At 70.4% G+C, this 16,218-nt stretch carries 12 protein-coding genes and 1 pseudogene; 8 read left to right on the top strand and 5 right to left on the bottom strand.

The genetic code is table 11. The features are described 5' to 3' along the window. Positions 1 to 462 precede the first annotated feature (462 nt). Together ACZOOI_RS11840 and ACZOOI_RS11835 are read left to right on the top strand one after the other, a co-directional pair. The gene (locus ACZOOI_RS11840; RefSeq protein WP_465280614.1) at positions 463 to 1,239 is read left to right on the top strand and encodes a phosphotransferase; all 777 of its coding nucleotides are present in this window, start codon (positions 463 to 465) and stop codon (positions 1,237 to 1,239) included. Positions 1,240 to 1,585: 346 nt separating this feature from the next. Then, a complete protein-coding gene (locus ACZOOI_RS11835) occupies positions 1,586 to 2,347 on the top strand; it encodes an SDR family oxidoreductase (protein WP_465280613.1) in 762 nt (253 codons plus the stop codon). A gap of 240 nt (positions 2,348 to 2,587) precedes the next feature. Here ACZOOI_RS11835 and ACZOOI_RS11830 read toward each other — a convergent pair whose 3' ends face one another. After that, positions 2,588 to 4,171 carry an AMP-binding protein gene (locus tag ACZOOI_RS11830; RefSeq protein ID WP_465280612.1) on the bottom strand — a complete coding sequence of 528 codons (1,584 nt, stop codon included), beginning with the start codon at positions 4,169 to 4,171 and terminating at the stop codon, positions 2,588 to 2,590. A 155-nt stretch (positions 4,172 to 4,326) separates the two neighbouring features. Here ACZOOI_RS11830 and ACZOOI_RS11825 point away from each other — a divergent pair, with 155 nt between their 5' ends. From ACZOOI_RS11825 to ACZOOI_RS11810, 4 genes are all read left to right on the top strand, one after another. Continuing rightward, positions 4,327 to 5,322, top strand: a complete 996-nt coding sequence (locus ACZOOI_RS11825) for a Zn-ribbon domain-containing OB-fold protein (protein WP_465280611.1) — start codon at positions 4,327 to 4,329, stop codon at positions 5,320 to 5,322. Then, positions 5,322 to 6,431, top strand: coding sequence for a lipid-transfer protein (locus tag ACZOOI_RS11820; RefSeq protein WP_465280610.1), 1,110 nt, complete (start codon positions 5,322 to 5,324; stop codon positions 6,429 to 6,431). The genes ACZOOI_RS11825 and ACZOOI_RS11820 overlap by 1 nt, the downstream gene beginning before the upstream one ends. Beyond that, a complete protein-coding gene (locus ACZOOI_RS11815; protein WP_465280609.1) occupies positions 6,428 to 7,585 on the top strand; it encodes a thiolase domain-containing protein in 1,158 nt (385 codons plus the stop codon). The genes ACZOOI_RS11820 and ACZOOI_RS11815 overlap by 4 nt, the downstream gene beginning before the upstream one ends. 174 nt (positions 7,586 to 7,759) lie before the next feature. Then, a complete protein-coding gene (locus tag ACZOOI_RS11810; protein WP_465280608.1) occupies positions 7,760 to 8,884 on the top strand; it encodes an NAD(P)H-dependent flavin oxidoreductase in 1,125 nt (374 codons plus the stop codon). A 346-nt stretch (positions 8,885 to 9,230) separates the two neighbouring features. On the opposite strand, the gene ACZOOI_RS11805 is transcribed toward ACZOOI_RS11810, so the two are convergent. Then, positions 9,231 to 10,361: an Rv3169 family protein gene (locus tag ACZOOI_RS11805; protein WP_465280607.1), complete on the bottom strand. Its 1,131-nt coding sequence runs from the start codon at positions 10,359 to 10,361 to the stop codon at positions 9,231 to 9,233. A 319-nt stretch (positions 10,362 to 10,680) separates the two neighbouring features. On the opposite strand from ACZOOI_RS11805, the gene ACZOOI_RS11800 reads away from it, so the two are divergent. After that, the gene (locus ACZOOI_RS11800; protein ID WP_465280606.1) at positions 10,681 to 11,742 is read left to right on the top strand and encodes a tetratricopeptide repeat protein; all 1,062 of its coding nucleotides are present in this window, start codon (positions 10,681 to 10,683) and stop codon (positions 11,740 to 11,742) included. 225 nt (positions 11,743 to 11,967) lie between these two features. Here the strand turns inward: ACZOOI_RS11800 and ACZOOI_RS11795 are convergent, their stop codons facing one another. Both ACZOOI_RS11795 and ACZOOI_RS11790 read right to left on the bottom strand, forming a co-directional pair. After that, positions 11,968 to 12,936 (bottom strand): MHYT domain-containing protein, encoded by a 969-nt coding sequence (locus ACZOOI_RS11795; protein ID WP_465280605.1) that lies wholly within the window; start codon positions 12,934 to 12,936, stop codon positions 11,968 to 11,970. Between the two features lie 44 nt (positions 12,937 to 12,980). Beyond that, a complete protein-coding gene (locus tag ACZOOI_RS11790; RefSeq protein ID WP_465280604.1) occupies positions 12,981 to 14,078 on the bottom strand; it encodes a P1 family peptidase in 1,098 nt (365 codons plus the stop codon). 141 nt (positions 14,079 to 14,219) lie between these two features. On the opposite strand from ACZOOI_RS11790, the gene ACZOOI_RS11785 reads away from it, so the two are divergent. Continuing rightward, positions 14,220 to 15,515 (top strand): MFS transporter, encoded by a 1,296-nt coding sequence (locus tag ACZOOI_RS11785; protein WP_465280603.1) that lies wholly within the window; start codon positions 14,220 to 14,222, stop codon positions 15,513 to 15,515. Here the strand turns inward: ACZOOI_RS11785 and ACZOOI_RS11780 are convergent. Further along, a pseudogene (locus tag ACZOOI_RS11780) lies at positions 15,452 to 16,189 on the bottom strand (TetR/AcrR family transcriptional regulator); the annotation flags it as partial. The gene ACZOOI_RS11785 and the pseudogene ACZOOI_RS11780 overlap by 64 nt on opposite strands. Between the last annotated feature and the right edge of the window lie 29 nt (positions 16,190 to 16,218).

Genomic DNA, 16,218 nt, shown 5'->3' with positions numbered 1-16,218 from the left:
GGAGGGCGCGCCGGCATCAACTGCCGGTCGCGTGGCGATCAACTTCGTCGCTCTACTTCCAGACAGCGGCCGGGATTCTCGATTGGACCCGTGAGCCCGGCCGCTGTCTCCATCTATCCACCGTGAGGCAGTGATGGAGATTCAAGAATATCCAGCCGACGGGCGGTTGCCGATCCGTGTCGGGTCGCGGGTTCGGCACGTCGACGAGCATGCGGACTTGCCCGACGGGACGATCGTTGCGCTTCCGGCGGCCTCGGAGCGGGTTGCCGTCGTGCAGCCGTGGCAGGTGGGGCGGTCGCCGTACCTGTGTCCGATCGGGCATCTGGTCGTGGTTGATCCGGATGTCGAATTGGCGGCCGTGACACGTCAGTTGCGGCGCGTGGACGAGTTCGGGTGTGCCGTGGGTCGCCCGGTCTCGGTGCCGATCACGCCCGACGCCGGCGCATCCGTTCGGGAGGCGAAGTGACCAGGCGTTATGCGTGGCGGGAACTACCCTGCCAGGTCATCGAATTCGTGGAGAAGGCCACCGGGCCGGTCCACGCGGTCGAAACCGTTGCCGGTCCACACACCAGTTCCTTCGCCGCGACCGTCACCACCTCCACCGGCCTCGTGTTCGTCAAGGCCGCCGAGGAGGCCACCGCGCCCCTGTCCGCCCGCGCCCAGACCAGCGAAATCGCGGCGAGCGCCGTCACCGGCATCCTGTCTCCGCGCCTGTTGCACCACGGCACGGTCGACGGGTGGCGGGTCCTCGTGTTCGACCACGTCGAGGGCCGGCCCGTGCAGTTGCGGCTCGGCTCGCCCGACCTGGCCCAGGTGGTCGGGGTCGTGGACCGCATCGGGCGTATCCAGCCCGGCCGCAGTGCCGGCCTGCCCACCCTCGTCGGCCGGCTCCGGGAGCATCTCCCGACCGCCCGGACCGGCCCACTGTGCGGCAACCGCCTCCTGCACACCGACCTGACCTCGGCCAACATGATCATCCGGTCCGACGGCCGACTCACCGTCGTGGACTGGGGTCAGGTGGCGCTCGGCCCACGGTGGGCGGAGATCGGCTTCCTCGGTGCGGCGCTGCTCCACGAGGGCCACAACCTCGGTGAGGTACGTCGTTGGATGTGGCGCTTCCCCGACTGGCGCCGCACCTCGCCGACCGCGCGGCGCGTCCTCGCCGAGGCGATGATCGGCCACACCGACGGCCACGACACCTGGTGGATCAGCCTGGTCGAAACACCCATCGCGGGTTGACCCACCGAACCGACCCGGCGAGCGGAGGCCACGTCCTCGGCGGCCTCCGCTCGCCGGATCGAACCGGAACCACAGGCTTCATGCACAGCCTGTGGACAACCCTGGGCACGACTTCGCCGGTCCTGTGGACGGCAACGCGGACGAGGCCGCCCGGCCGGTCCGATAGCCGCCGAGCGGCCTCCCGCAGACCGGCCCCGTGCCCCCGACAGCGCTCGCAAAAATACTTTCCCGTCCGCCCGTCACACTTTTTTCGGCCCGTCCGTCAGGGAAGCAGGAGCCCGGCAAGGGCCCCGCGGAGAGACCGGGAAGCGAATCCGAGACCCGGTCCGAACAACGGGAGCAAGTGATGACGAAGTCGATTCTGGTCACCGGTGGCACGGGCACCCTCGGCCGTCTGGTCGTTCCGATGCTGCGCGACGCGGGCAACAACGTCCGCGTGCTCAGCCGCACCGGCGGTGGTACCCACGAAGGCGTCGAGTACGTGACCGCCGACCTGCTCAAGAACGAGGGCGTCGAAGCCGCCGTCGCCGGGATGGACACCATCCTGCACCTGGCGGGCGGCCCCAAGGGCGACGACGAGGCCACCCGCAACCTGGTCCGGGCCGCGAAGGACGCCGACGTACGGCACCTGGTCTACATCTCGGTGGTCGGCGCCGACCGCGTTCCACTGGGCTACTTCAAGGCCAAGCTGGGCGCGGAACAGGCGGTGGCGGAGTCGGGCCTGCCGTGGACCACGCTGCGCGCCGCCCAGTTCAACCAGTTGATGCTGACCGTGATGGGCAAGATGACGAAAATGCCGGTCGTCCCGGTCCCCGGCGGGGTCCGCCTCCAACCGGTCGACGTGCGCGATGTGGCCGACCGCATGGTCGAGTTGACCCTCGGCGAGCCGGCCGGCCTGGTGCCGGACCTGGTCGGGCCGAAGGTCTACACGATGGGTGAGGCGATCGGCAGCTACCTCACGGCCAACGGCAAGCGCCGCCCGAAGCTGCCGGTCCGCTTCCCGGGGAAGGCCGGCCGCGCCTACCGCGCCGGCGAGAACCTGACCCTGGAAGGCGCCACCGTCGGCACCCGCACCTGGGAGGCCGCCCTCACCGAACTCGTCGGCTGACCCTCCGCGGGCTGCCTCCCCACACCGCAACTCCGGTACGGGGGAAGCACAGACGCCCCCGCGAGCCACCGCCCGAACCGCCATCCCGAGCCACCGCCCCGAACACCGCGACGCGCGCGCGGTGCCCGGCGCGAAAGCTCCGACGCCCCGACCGACCAACGCCGACAACCCCAACGGTGCGATGCCAGGCGGCGATACCGCCACCGCCACCGCCAATGGCCAACCGCCAACCGCCAACCCTCAATTCACCTGCCGTCCACCCTCACCCCAATACCGCGCCCGCAGCGTCTTCTTGTCCGGCTTGCCCAGCGGCGACAGCGGAATCGAGTCGGTGAAGTCGATCGACTTGGGCGCCTGTACCGCGCCCTTGCGCTCCTTCACCAGCGCGATCAGCTCCGCCGGATCCACCTCGTGCCCGGGTCGCAGGACCACGACCGCCTTGACCGCCTCGCCCCACTTGTCGTCCGGCACCCCGACCACCGCGACCGCGGCCACCGCCGGATGGGCCGAGATCACGTCCTCCACCTCACGGGGGAAGACGTTGAAGCCGCCGGTGATGATCATGTCCTTCTTGCGGTCCACGATCGTCAGGAACCCGTCCGGGTCCGCCCGGGCGATGTCGCCGGTGTGCAACCACCCACCACGCAGCGCCTCTTCGGTCTGCTCGGGCTTGTTGAGGTAGCCGGCCATCACCAACGGGCCGCGTACGCAGATCTCGCCCGGCTCGCCCTGCGGCACCTCGTTCAGGTCCTCGTCGAGCAGCTTCACCGTCAGGAACGGCACCGGCCGACCGCACGAGGCAAGCCGCGCCGGGTCGTTCGGGTCGTGCTCGTCCCGGCGCATGACCGTGATCGTCATCGGGCACTCGGCCTGGCCGTAGTACTGGAAGAAAATCGGTCCCAACCGCTCGATGCCCTCCTTCAACCGCGCCGGCGACATCGCGGAGGCGCCGTAGAACACCGTCTCCAGGCTGGACAGGTCGTACTTGTCCAGGTCGGGGTGATCCAGGAGCACATACAACATCGTCGGCACCAGCATCGTCGCGGTGATCCGATACTTCTCGATCGCCGCGAGCACCTGCTTCGGATCGAAGTGCGGCAGCACCACGATCGAACCGCCGCGCAGCAGCGTCGGAATGAACGCCGACATGCCCGCGTGCGACAGCGGCGTGGCGACCAGGAAGCGCACCTCGTCCGGCCAGTCCCACTCGGCGAGTTGCACGGTCGGCAGGGTCACCCCGGAGCGATAGGTGGACATCACGCCCTTGGGCCGACCGGTGGTGCCGCCGGTGTACGCGTAGCCAGAGACTTCCTCGGCGCTCACCTCCGGCGGCGTGAGCACTCCCGGCTCGAACTTCGCGGCCAGCGCGAGCAGATCCACGCCCAGGTCGGCCGAATCCGGGCCGAAGGCCAGCAGCTTCAGGTGCGGCAGCCGCTCCTTCAGCGCCGCCGCCCGCTCGCCGTACGGCCCCGGGTCGTAGATCAGCGCCTCGACCCCGGCGTCGGCCAGAACGTACGCGTGGTCCTCCAGCGAGCCCATCGGATGCAGCGGCGTCGCGCGACAGCCGGTCAACATGTTGCAGCCGGTCGCGAACAGCACCTCGGGCCGGTTCGCGGACAACACCGAGACCATGGTGCCCTTGACCACGCCCAGCGACGCGTACGCCTGCTGGTATCGGCTGATCTCGTCGCGCACCTGACTGGCCGTCAAGACGCGGTCGCCGATGTACATCGCGGGCTTGTCGGCGTGCCTGGTCAGTGCGTGCAGGAGCAGATCGGGGACGAATACCGGGCGGTGCAGCGCGGCGGGCAGGTCGTACGACATCTGCGGCTTCCCCTCGGAGATGGCGGATGGTGGTGGACCGTGGCGCATGCCGAAGGCATCGCCACACGACAACATGTTTTCGCCATCCATTGACCTCGTCAAGGAACCTTACCTATCGTTCGGCCGGTGGCCGACCTCGTTCCCAGGCCGAGAGGATGACCGTGTCGACACAGACCGTCAGTACTATCCAGTTCCCCTACAAGCGCACACTCGGACCGGTCATGGGTCGCTTCTTCTCGGAGCTGACCGCCCGTCGGATCGTCGGGATCCGGTCCGGTGAGCGGGTGATCGTGCCGCCCATGGAGTACGACCCGGAGACCGGGAACGAACTCGCGCACGACTTCGTCGAGGTGGGTCCGGCCGGCACCGTCCGGTCCTGGACGTGGGTCGCCGAACCGATCGAATCGCACCCGCTGGACCGGCCGTTCGCGTTCGTCCTGGTCCGCCTGGACGGCGCCGACACCGACCTCGTGCACGTGCTCGACGCGGGCAGCGAGGACGCGGTGCGGACCGGCATGCGGGTCGCCCCGCGCTGGCGCGACGAGCCGGTCGGCCGGATCGACGACATCGTCTGCTTCGTCCCCGGCGAGCACGCCGAGAGTCCTGCCGGCGAGCCCGGCGAGTCGCAGGACGTGACGACCATGGAGTACTTCTCCAAGATCACCTACACCGACGTGCTCTCGCCCACGCTGGTCCGCTACGCGAGCAACCTGCGGGCCGGCCGACTGACCGGGCAGCGCTGTCCGCAGTGCAACCGGGTCTTCCTGGGCCGGGGCTACTGCTCGGTGGACGCCATCCTGCTCGGGCCCGAGCTGGACGAGGTGCTGCCCGACCGCGGGGTGGTGTCCAACTACACGATCATCACGCCCACGCCGTATCCGGGCCAGAAGGAGACCGAGCCGTTCGCGCGTGCCTCCGTCGTGCTCGAAGGCGACGAGATGGTGATCGCGCAGCAGCAGATCCTGGACCTCCCGGTGTCCGAGATCCGAGTCGGCATGCGGGTCCAGGCGGAGTGGATGCCCGAGGCCGAGCGGGACGCGGCGGAGATCACCAGCAAGGGCTGGGGCACGGTCGCCGGCTTCATCAAGGGCTGGCGGCACACCGGTGAGCCGGACGAGCCCGCCGAGCAGTACATGAACCGGGTGTTCTGATGACGGAGCGTCGAAACGCGGGCGAGACAAGGGAGACGGCAGTGCGGCAGGACAGCGACATCGCGATCGTCGCGACCGCGCAGCTCCCGGCGGTGCGCCGACAGGAGCTCACCGAGACCGAGATGCTGCTGATGGTCGTCGACGAGGTCTTGGATCAGGTCGGGCTCAAGCGCTCCGACATCGGGTTCAGCTGCCAGGGGTCGTGCGACTACATCTCCGGTGGCACGTTCTCGTTCGTGCCCAACCTGGACGCCATGGGCGCGTGGCCGCCGATCCACGAGTCGCACGTCGAGATGGACGGCGCGTGGGCGATGTACGAGGCGTGGGTGCGGCTCAAGCACGGCGACATCGACATCGCGGTCGCGATGGGCTCGGGCAAGTCCTCCACCGGCGACCCGGCCGCGATGTACCCGCTCGAACTGGACCCGTACTACCTTGCGCCGCTCGGCCTGGACCCGGTCTCGCTCGCCGCGCTCCAGGCCCGGCAGTTGATCGAGTCCGGCAAGACCACCGAACGCGAACTCGCCGAGATCGCCGCGCGCTCGCGCCGCGACGCGGCGGGCAACCCGAAGCAGCAGGTACGGAGCGCCGAGCAGGACGTGGACAAGCTGCTCGCCGAGGGCTACCTGCGCAATCCGCTGCGCAAGAGTGACCTGCCGCCGATCTCCGACGGCGCCTGCGCGGTCGTGCTCGCCCGCGGCCCGCGGGCCGCCGAACTGACCGAGCGCCCGGCCTGGATCACCGGCCTCGACCACCGCAGCGAGGTGCACAACCCGGCGCTGCGCGACCTGACCGACTCCGCCTCGACTCGGATCGCCGGGCAGCGCGCGGGCGGCGTGGCGGGTGTCGAAGTGGCCGAGTTGATGGCGCCGTTCACCGCGCAGGAGGTGATCCTGCGGCAGTCGTTGGGCCTGGCCGAGGACGTGGTGATCAACCCGTCCGGTGGCGCGCTCACCGGCAACCCGCTGATGGCCACCGGCCTGGTGCGGATCGCCGCGGCGGCCGACCAGATCCTGAACAACGGGCGCTCGCGCACGCTCGGGCACGCCACGTCGGGCCCGGCACTCCAGCAGAACCTCGTCTGTGTCCTGGAAGGTGACAACCGATGACCCATGAGCGCGTTGCCGTCGTCGGCATCGGCCAGACCAAGCACAAGAAGCGGCGCGACGACCTGTCCATCGCGGGTCTCGTCCGCGAGGCCGCCCAGCGCGCGTTGGACGACGCGCGGATGACCTGGAGCGACATCGACGCGGTGGTGATCGGGAAGGCGCCCGACATCTTCGAGGGCGTGATGAAGCCCGAGCTCTACCTCTCGGACGCACTCGGCGGGGCGGGCAAGCCGGTGTTCCGGGTGCACACCGCGGGCAGCGTGGGCGGATCCACGGCGATCGTCGCCTCGCACCTGATCAGCAGCCGGGTGCACAAGCGCGTGTTGGCCGTCGCGTGGGAGAAGCAGTCCGAGGGCAACGCGCAATTCGGCCTGGGCGGCGGCAAGTCCGGGTCGATCGGCGCGGGTGGCGCGTTCGCGCCATGGATTCGGGCGTACATCCAGAAGTCCGGGGCGCCCGAGCACATCGGCTGGCAGGTGGCGGTCAAGGACCGGCAGAACGCGCTGCGCAACCAGTACGCGCATCTCCAGCTCAAGGACATCTCGATCGACAAGGTCCGCGAGTCGCCGATGATGTGGGACCCGCTGCATTTCCTGGAGTCGTGCCCGTCCTCGGACGGTGCCGGCGCGATCGTGCTGACCGACGAGGCCGGCGGCGACGCGGCGGCGGCCGACGGCCGGGCTCCGGCCTGGATCCTGGGCACGTCGATGCGGTCCGAGCCGTCGTCCTTCAACGGCCGCGACCCGATCCGCCCGCAGGCCGGTGTCGACTGCGCGTGGGACGTGTACAAGCAGGCCGGGATCACCGACCCGCGGCGGCAGATCGACGTGGCCGAGTTGTACGTGCCGTTCTCCTGGTACGAGCCGATGTGGCTGGAGGGTCACGACATCGCGCCCGTGGGCGAGGGCTGGAAGATGGTCGACCGCGGCGAGACCGCCTTCGACGGCGACTTCCCGGTGAACCCGTCGGGCGGCGTGTTGTCCTCCAACCCGATCGGCGCCTCCGGCATGCTGCGCTTCCTGGAGGCGGCGCTCCAGGTCCGGGGTGCGGCCGGGGAGCACCAGGTGGACGGCGCGAAGGTCGCGCTGGCCCAGGCGTACGGCGCGGCGGCGCAGTACTTCGCGATGTGGGCGGTGGGCGCGGACAAGCCGTAGCCGCCGGTCACCACTCGGGACGCCGCTCGGTTCGGCACGCGGTTCGGTACCCGGGGCGGTGCCCGGGTCGGCGCCCGGGTCGGCGCCCGATAAATGGTAAGGCTCCTTGACCTTGATTTGGTCAAGGAGCCTTCCTATTCTGGGGCCTTCACCCGGTGACCGGAGGTTCTGGCGATGAAGCCCCCCATCTGCGTGAAGCTCGGGATCGACTTCCCGATCTTTGCGTTCTCCCACTGCCGCGACGTGGTCGCGGCGGTCAGCCGAGCCGGCGGCTTCGGCGTGCTCGGTGCGCTCGCGTTCGATCCCGAGCAGCTGGAGGTCGAGCTCGCCTGGCTCGACGAGCACACCGACGGCAAGCCGTACGGCGTCGACCTGGCGATCCCGATGGCGTACATCGGCAAGGGCGGTGGCGAGGCCGCACTGCCGAGCAACCTGGAGAAGCTGATCCCGGAGCAGCACTGGAAGTTCGTCGACGAACTCCTGGACAGCCACGGGATTCCGCCGCTGCCCGCCGACCTGGCGGACAAGCCGGTCAAGGCGGCCGGGCTGAACGTGGACCTGGAGTCGCGCGCGCAGATCCAGGTCTCGCTCAAGCACCCGCTGGTCAAGATGTTCGTCAACGCGCTCGGCCCGCCGCCGGCCGACATCATCGACGCGTGCCACGAGGCGGGTGTTCTGGTCGGCGCGCTGTGCGGCAGCCCGCGGCATGCGCAGAAGCAGGTCGAGGCGGGCGTGGACGTGGTGGTCGCCCAGGGCACCGAGGCCGGTGGGCACTGCGGCGAGATCTCCACGATGGTGCTCATCCCGCAGGTCGTGGACACGGTGGGCCCGGACGTCCCGGTGCTCGCGGCCGGCGGCATCGGTGGTGGTCGGCAGATGGCCGCGGCGCTGGCGCTGGGTGCGCAGGGCGTGTGGACCGGCAGCCTGTGGCTGACCGTCGCCGAGGCGGACACCCACGAGGTGTCGGTGCAGAACCTGCTGGAGGCCAAGTCCACCGACACGGTGCGCTCGCGGGCGATGACCGGGAAGCCGGCCCGCCAGCTCAAGAGCGCGTGGACCGAGGCGTGGGAGGACCCGGCCAACCCCGACCCGCTGCCGATGCCGCTCCAGGGCATCATCTTCAACGCGGCGTCCCGGCGCTTCACCCGGACCAAGAACAAGGAGCTCAACGGCTGGCCGGTGGGCCAGGTCGTGGGCATGCTCGACAAGGTCCGGCCGACCCAGGAGGTCGTGCTGTCCCTGGTCGAGGAGTGGATCGAGACCACGGAGCGGCTGAGCGCGCTCCTGGCCGAGGACTGAGCCCACCGGATCGCATCGTCCGGCCGAGACCTGCCGGGCCGGGCACGCGGGAGGACTCGCGTGCACGGCCCGGCGGTCGGCGGGTCACGGGAGTGAGTGACACCGGTCCCGCGTTTATGGGTATCGCGAACTGTCCCGGTATTTCCGCAACCTGCGCGTTCTCGGTATCTCGGCAACGGGTGCCCGGTAAAATCCGCCGGCTCCGCTCGCGATCGGCGCCAGGGGGCGGCCGGCGGCGCTGCGGCGGGCGGCCCGGGGGCCCGGACCAGGATCCGACGCGGTCGTCGGACCAGGGCCCGACGACCGCCGGCCCACGCCCGACGCGCCCGCCCCACGCCCGACCGTCCTACGGGGCGACCGAGTCCCACCCGGTGAAGCCCGACGGATCGTGTCGGCCGAACGTGCCGTGTTCGAAGATGCCCACACCCTCGGCGAGCAGCGCACCGTCGGGCCCGGTGAGTCGGGCGGTCGCGACGTGGTCGATCACGCCGAACGGGATGCGCTTGGCCACCTCGGGGTCCTTCTGCTCGTACACCGCGCCGTCGAGGTAGTCCTCGCCCTTCCACTGGCCGTGGCCCCAGTCCGGGTCGCCGCCGTAGCCCGCACCCACGTTGAGCGCGATGTACCCGTGGTTGTCCAGGTGCAGGGTGAGCGCATTGCGCTTGCGGTCGGTCAGGTGGATCGCGGCACCCTCGGGCAGCCGGGTCCCGGACACGTAGCGCACGTCGAACTCGGGCCAGCCGAGCTGCTCGGGCGCCTTGCCGGTGTCGATCGGGAAGATCCGGATCGCCTCGGTCAGGAAGCGGTGTCCCTCGGCCGACTCCTGGGCGATGATCATCAGCGCCTGGTCGCCGAGGTGGATCGGGATCCAGTTCCACCAGAATCCGGCGGTCTGCGCGGGCCGCCCGGCCGGCGGCACCTCGCCGGAGGGGCGGATGCCCCAGGAGCGGTCGCGCGAGCCGGACCAGGTCTGCGGCGTGACCGCGATCTCCTCGCCGTCCAGGGTCACCGTGCCGGTCCAGTCGCCGATCTGCACGAAGCGCGACGCGTCCAGGAGCGGCTTGAAGTCGCTGCGCTGCACGTGTCGAGGTTCCGGCAGGGGCGCGAACGGCGACGTGAAGGTGAGGTCGATCGAGATGCCCTGGTCCGGCGCGTCGCACACCACTCGCACGCTGGCCAGCGGCTCCAGCACCTCGATGCGGTACGGCCCGACCTCCTGCTTGAGCCGATCCGGGCCGAGCGCACCCGACATCCGCACCGCGTGCTGGCGGCCGTCCCTGCGGATCACCACGTAGGCGTCGATCACGCCCAGGTTCGGATAGACGCCGAGGCCGGTCGCGATCTGGATGCCACCCGCGCGGTCGTAGGCGTGCATGATGCAGCGGTCGTAGAAGTTCCGGTCGGTCGAGCCGACTTCGCTGTGGAACAACGGGACCTGGTGGACCGGGTATTCGTCCAGGGGCACGGGGATCGGCATCGGGTTCCTCCTGACCACGCGCCGACGAGGCGCCGACGCGTAGGCGCTGGTTGAGACGTCGTGCGAGTCTGCGCCAAATCATTGACGCAATCAAGCGTCTCGGCGGACGCCGGCCGCTGGGGGTCTCCCACGCGACCCGCCGTCCATGCGGCCCAATGCACCACTCGGTTGGACCTTCCCGCATCTGAGCGGTTGCCACGCTCCGTGAGACGCGTGTTACTGAAGGTGTCACTGTGAAGGATGTACCGCCGGGCCGCGCCGCTCCCATCCATGGGAGGAACGGGGTCGGGCGGGAGTCCGCGACGCGTCGGGAGAGATCATGAGTCACCAGCAAGACCTCGTCATCTGCCGCGAACTCGGCGACCGCAATGGCGAGGGACGGGCGTTGAACAACCTCGGTACCGCCCTCCAGCAGGTGCGGCGCTTCGACGAGGCCATCGACGCCCACCAGGAGGACCTCGCCCTGTGCCGCGAGCAGGTGGACCACCACGGCGAGGGTCAGGCGCTGGCCAATCTCGGTACCGCCCTCCAGCAGGTGCGGCGCCTCGACGAGTCGATCGAGGCTCATCGCCAGGCGGCCGCCCTGTTCGCGGACCTCGACGACCGCCATCGCGAGGGCCAGGTCCTCAACAACCTGGGCACCGCGCTCCAGGAGGTGCGCCGGTTCGAGGAGGCGATCGACGCCCATCGGCAGGCCGCCGCCCTGTTCGCGGACCTCGACGACTACCACCGCGAGGGCCAGGCCCTGAACAATCTCGGCATCGCCCTCCAGGAGGTGCGCCGGTTCCCCGAGGCGATCGACGTGCACCGGCAGGCGGCCGCCCTGTTCGACGAACTGGACGATCACCACCGCGAGGGCCAGGCTCTGAACAACTTCGGCATCGCCCTTCGGGAGATGCGCCGGTTCCCCGAGGCGATCGAGGCGCACCGGCAGGCGGCCGCCCTGTTCACCGAGCTCGACGACCACCACCGTCAGGGCCAGGCCCTGGACTACCTCGGCGCCGCGCTGCACCAGGTGCGCCGGTTCGAGGAGGCCGCCGCCGCTCACGAGCAGGCCGCGACTCTTTTCGCCAAGTTCGGCGACCTGCACCGCGAAGGTCAGGCCCTCAACAGCCTCGGGGCGGCGCTCCAGCAGGTGCGTCGGTTCGACGAGGCCGCCGAGGCGCACGAGCGGGCCGCGACCCTGTTCGGCAAACTCGGCGACCACGACCGCGAGGACCTGGCTCGCAACAGTCTGGGCAGCGCCCGAAAGCAGGCCGGCGGAGACCGACAGCGCCGACCGGGTCTGCGCCAGCGGCTCGCGGCCAGACGCCGAGAGCGCCGCGAACGCCCCTTCGACGCAGTCGCCGCCCTGGGGCCGGTGCTGGAACCGACGCAGTAGCGAAGACGGGGGTGACGGGAGCGATGGGGGCGCGCCGGCGGGTGCCGGAGCAGGGGCGGTAGCGCGGGCGTGCGGGGCGGGGCACGCGGCAGCCGAGAAATCCGGCGCGCAGCGTCCGGCCCCGCCTTCGGCACCCCGCCTCGGCGCCCTGCCTCCGCTTCCCGCCTTCGTCCGCTTCGCGCTCCTCGCGGCAGCCGACAGGATTCCGGAATTTCAAATTCCGGATCAGCGACCCGAACGGAAGTAATCGCGGGGGTTGTTTTCCGTTCCGAGCCGGTGGGACGGCCGTGCGCCGATCGGCCCGCCGGTCGCTGCCGCACCGAACCGGTTGTCCTCCAAGCGGGCCAACCTGGCGCTGAGTTCGTCTTCTTCCTTGATCTCGTCGGCGGACGGCGACAGCGCGACGATGAACAGCGTGATCACCGTGAAAAGGCTGATCCCGGTGATCAACGGCGCGAGGAATTGGGACGCCTCCACACCGTGCACCATCCCGTGCCGGCCCTCGGTGCGCACGCTCATTGCGGACATTCCCGTGTAATGCATTCCGCTGACCGCCAGTCCCATGATCAACGCGGCACCCGCGGTCGCCGCGAATCCGCTCACGTTGAGTGCGGCCCACAGCGCCGCGGTGGCCGCGACCACCGCGATCAGGATCGACAGGCCGACCCGGAACGAGTCGTATTCGACCGAGCCGTCCAGGCTCATCGCGGCCATGCCCATGTAGTGCATGATCGCCACGCCGCCGCCGGTGATCACCCCGCCGAGCACCAGCCCCACCGGGCCCGCGTTGCGCCGACCGGCGACCGCCATGCCGATGCCGACCACCACCACCGCGAGCACCAGCGAGGTCATCGTCTTGCCCACGTCGTATCGAATCGGGGTCTCGCGCACCGAGAATCCGAGCATGCCGATGAAATGCATGACCCAGATTCCGGTGCCACCGATCGAAGCCGCGCCCAGTACCAACCAACGCGCTCGCACCCAACCGTGTACCGCGCGCGCCCGTGTCGTGCAGAGCAGCCCGAGAGCCGATCCGACGCACGACATGAGGTAGGCGATGCCGGGGGTGACGGCACCATATGCAAAATGATCAACGTGTCCCATGCCGGCAAACCGCTCCGTTAGTCCGGGCCCCTTCGGAAGCGGGGAAACCTCATCGTCGAATCGCCGATGATAGAGCAGTCCGGCCGGCACTCCTCGGGCGGGTTTCCGAATTCGGAAAACGCCGCTCAAGATCGTTACCGCTCGTACGCGGAGCTGGAATTCGGATAAAGATCTCGATAGGCCGGGACTTCACCGCCACCCTTCGCGGCCAGCACGCCGTGCAGTACGGCTCGGGCGAATACGTCCGCCGCCGCCGCGTGGATCAGGGTCAGCGCGGCGGCCTCCGCGTTCACCCCGTACGGCGTGCCGGGATCGGGGGCGGGCAGCGGTACCCGGGCCGTGGACACGGCAAAGATGGTGTCGCCGTCGTAGAGCGTGTGCACCGGCCGGATCGCCCGGGCCAGCCCGTCGTGCGCGACACCGGCCACCTTCTGCGCCTGTGGCCTGGTCAGCACCGCGTCGGTGGCGACGATCCCGATCGTGGTGTTGAGCGTGGGCGGCATCCCGGCCGAGGCCGCGGCGCGGGCCAACGCGGCGGCGTGCTCGGCGTGTTCGGGCGCGGTCAGCGGGAACTCGGCGGGCAGCCCGAGGCCGGCCGCGTACGGCAGACCGCCGATCGGGTCCACCGCCGACCCGGCCGCGTTGACCACCGCGAGCGCGGCGACGGTGACCCCGCCCGGCAACACCACACTCGCCGTGCCCACCCCGCCGCGCAGCCCGCCGACCATCGCACCGGTGCCCGCGCCCACGCTGCCCATCGGCACCGCCGCGTGCTCCGGCTCGGCGTCGGCCGCCGCGATCGCCGCGCGCCCCAGCGCCGCATCGGGTCGGCGCGCCCAGTCGCCGCCGCGGCCGAGGTCGAACAACGACGCGGCCGGCACCACCGGCACCACCTGATACGGTTCCGTGCCCACCGGGAACCCCCGACCCCGCTCGGCCAGCCACGCCACCACGCCGCCCGCCGCGTCCAGGCCGAACGCGCTGCCCCCGCTCAGCACGATCGCCTCGATCCGCGGCACCAGGTTGCGTGGGTCGAGCGCGTCCAACTCCCGGGTGCCCGGCGCGCCGCCGCGCACGTCCACGCCGGCCACGAAGCCGCCGACCGGCCCGAGCAGCACGGTGGTTCCGGTCATCGCACCGGCGTCGGTGTAGGCGGCGTGCCCGACCCGCAGCCCCGCCACGTCGGTGATCGCGTTGCGCGGCCCGATCTTGTACGCCTCGATATCGAACATGTGGCCTCCCGAGTGATGGATCGTGCTGCGGTGGTCCTGTTCCCATGCTGCTCCATGGCCCATGTCTCATGATTCAAGATTTTCGTCTCAGTCCCTGAGAAAGCTTGTAGAGTGCACGGATATCGACGTGGAGGTGGCGCAGTGGGGGAGAGCCGGCGCTGGCTGATGCTGGCCATCGGGATGTGCGCACAGCTGGCGAGCTGCGTGTTCCTGTACGGCCTCGCCTACCTCGTCCCGGTGCTGCGCGCGGACGAGGGCATGTCGCTCGCGCAGGCCGGCACCGTCGTGGCGTGTCCGACGTTCGGCCTGCTGTCGACCCTGGTGTTGTGGGGCGCGGCGGCGGATCGCTGGGGCGAGCGCCGGGTGATGGCGGTGGGCCTGGCCCTGGCCGGCGGCGCGATCGCGGTGGCCCTGGCCGGCGACGGCGCGGTGTGGCTTGGTGGTTGGCTCGCGGTCGCGGGTGCGTGCTCGGCGGCGGTGAACGCGGCCAGCGGGCGGGTCGTGCTGGGCTGGTTCGCGCCCGAGCAGCGCGGACTGGCGATGGGCATGCGGCAGATGGCCCAGCCGCTGGGCATGGTGGCCGGTGCGCTGGTGTTGCCGCCGATCGGCACCCATGCGGGCTTTCGGGCCGCGCTGGTCTTCCCTGCCGTGCTGTGTGTCGTGGGCGCGGCGCTGGTCGCGGTGCTCGTCCGCGATCCGGCCCGACCCGCGCCCGTGGCCGGCGCGGCCCGACCGGCCTCTCCGTACGACTCACCCGTCCTGTACCGGATACACGCGGCCAGCGCGCTGCTGGTGGTGTCCCAGTTCGTCGTGGTGTCCTTCGCCGCGGACTACCTGGTCTCCGAGCACGGGTGGACCGCGACCGGGGCCGGCCGGCTGCTCGCGGCCGTGCAACTGGTCGCGGCGGGCACCCGGATCGCGGTCGGCCGCTGGTCGGACCTGGTCGGCTCCCGGCTGCGGCCGATGCGCACGCTGTGTGTGGTCAACGCCGTGGTGGTCGGCGCGCTCGCGCTGACCTCGGCGATCGGTGGGCCGGTGGCGATCGTCTTCCTGCTGCTTGCGTCGGTGGCCACGGTGAGCTGGAACGGGCTGGCGTTCACGGCGGTCGCCGAACTCGCGGGCAGCGCCTGGGCGGGGAGGGTGATGGGCATCCAGAACACCGGCCAGAACCTGACCGCCGCCGCCGGGCCACCGCTGTTCGGCGTGATCATCGGCGGCCCGGGCGGCTACGTCACCGCGTACACGATCTGCGCGGTGATCCCGGTCGTGGCCGGTTTCCTGACGCCGGGTCAGGATTCCCGTTCGGTGTACGCGATCATGCCGAGCAACAGCACGTCGATGCCGAACGCGAAGCGTTCGTCGCCGTCGCCGGAGGTGAGCGCGTCGCCGAGCGAGGTCAACGTCGGAAAGCGGGCCGCGGGCAACGACGCGAAGTAGTCGTGCACGCGGGTGTAGTAAGCACCCCGCTCCTCGTCGGTCGCTCCGTGCATGGTGTTCTGGCCGCCCATCTCCAGGCCGGACATCACCGTGTACATGGACAGCAGATCGGCCGCGAACGCGCTGACCTTCGCGGACAGTCCGCCCGCGCGCAGGATCGACAGCAGCCGCTCGGTGCAGTCCAGCGAGTTGGGCCCGATCGGCACCGAGCCGATCAGCGCGCGACCGAGGTCGCGGTGTGAGGCGTAGACGTCGCGGATCGCGAACAGCGCCTCGCGCAGCTGCTCGCGCCAGCGTTCGGGATCCGCGGTCGGGATCAGCACCTCCCCGTTGACCCGGTCCACCACCAGTTCCAGGAGCTCTTCCTTGCTCGCGACGTACGCGTACAGGGATGCCGCGCCGGTGTCGAAGCGCTGGGCGACCCGGCGCATGCTCAGCGCGTCCAGACCCTCCGCGTCGACGATCTCCAGCGCGACGGTGACGATCGCCTCCTGGGTCAGCGCCGGTTTGCGCGGCGACCGCTCCTTGGGCGCCGTGCGCCACGGCGGCACGGGTACTTCGGGAACCTCGGACACGGCGCCACCTCCTCGATCAACCCCTCGCCGATCACCCGGCTTTACGAACACTGTACTTGACGCGAACACCGTTCGCGAATAAAACGGTGTTCGAGCCATTAACGCCGTTCGGTGAACGAACATCGTTC

Source organism: Embleya sp. L77 (assembly GCF_055557415.1).
This window is presented reverse-complemented; position numbering and strand designations above follow the sequence as displayed.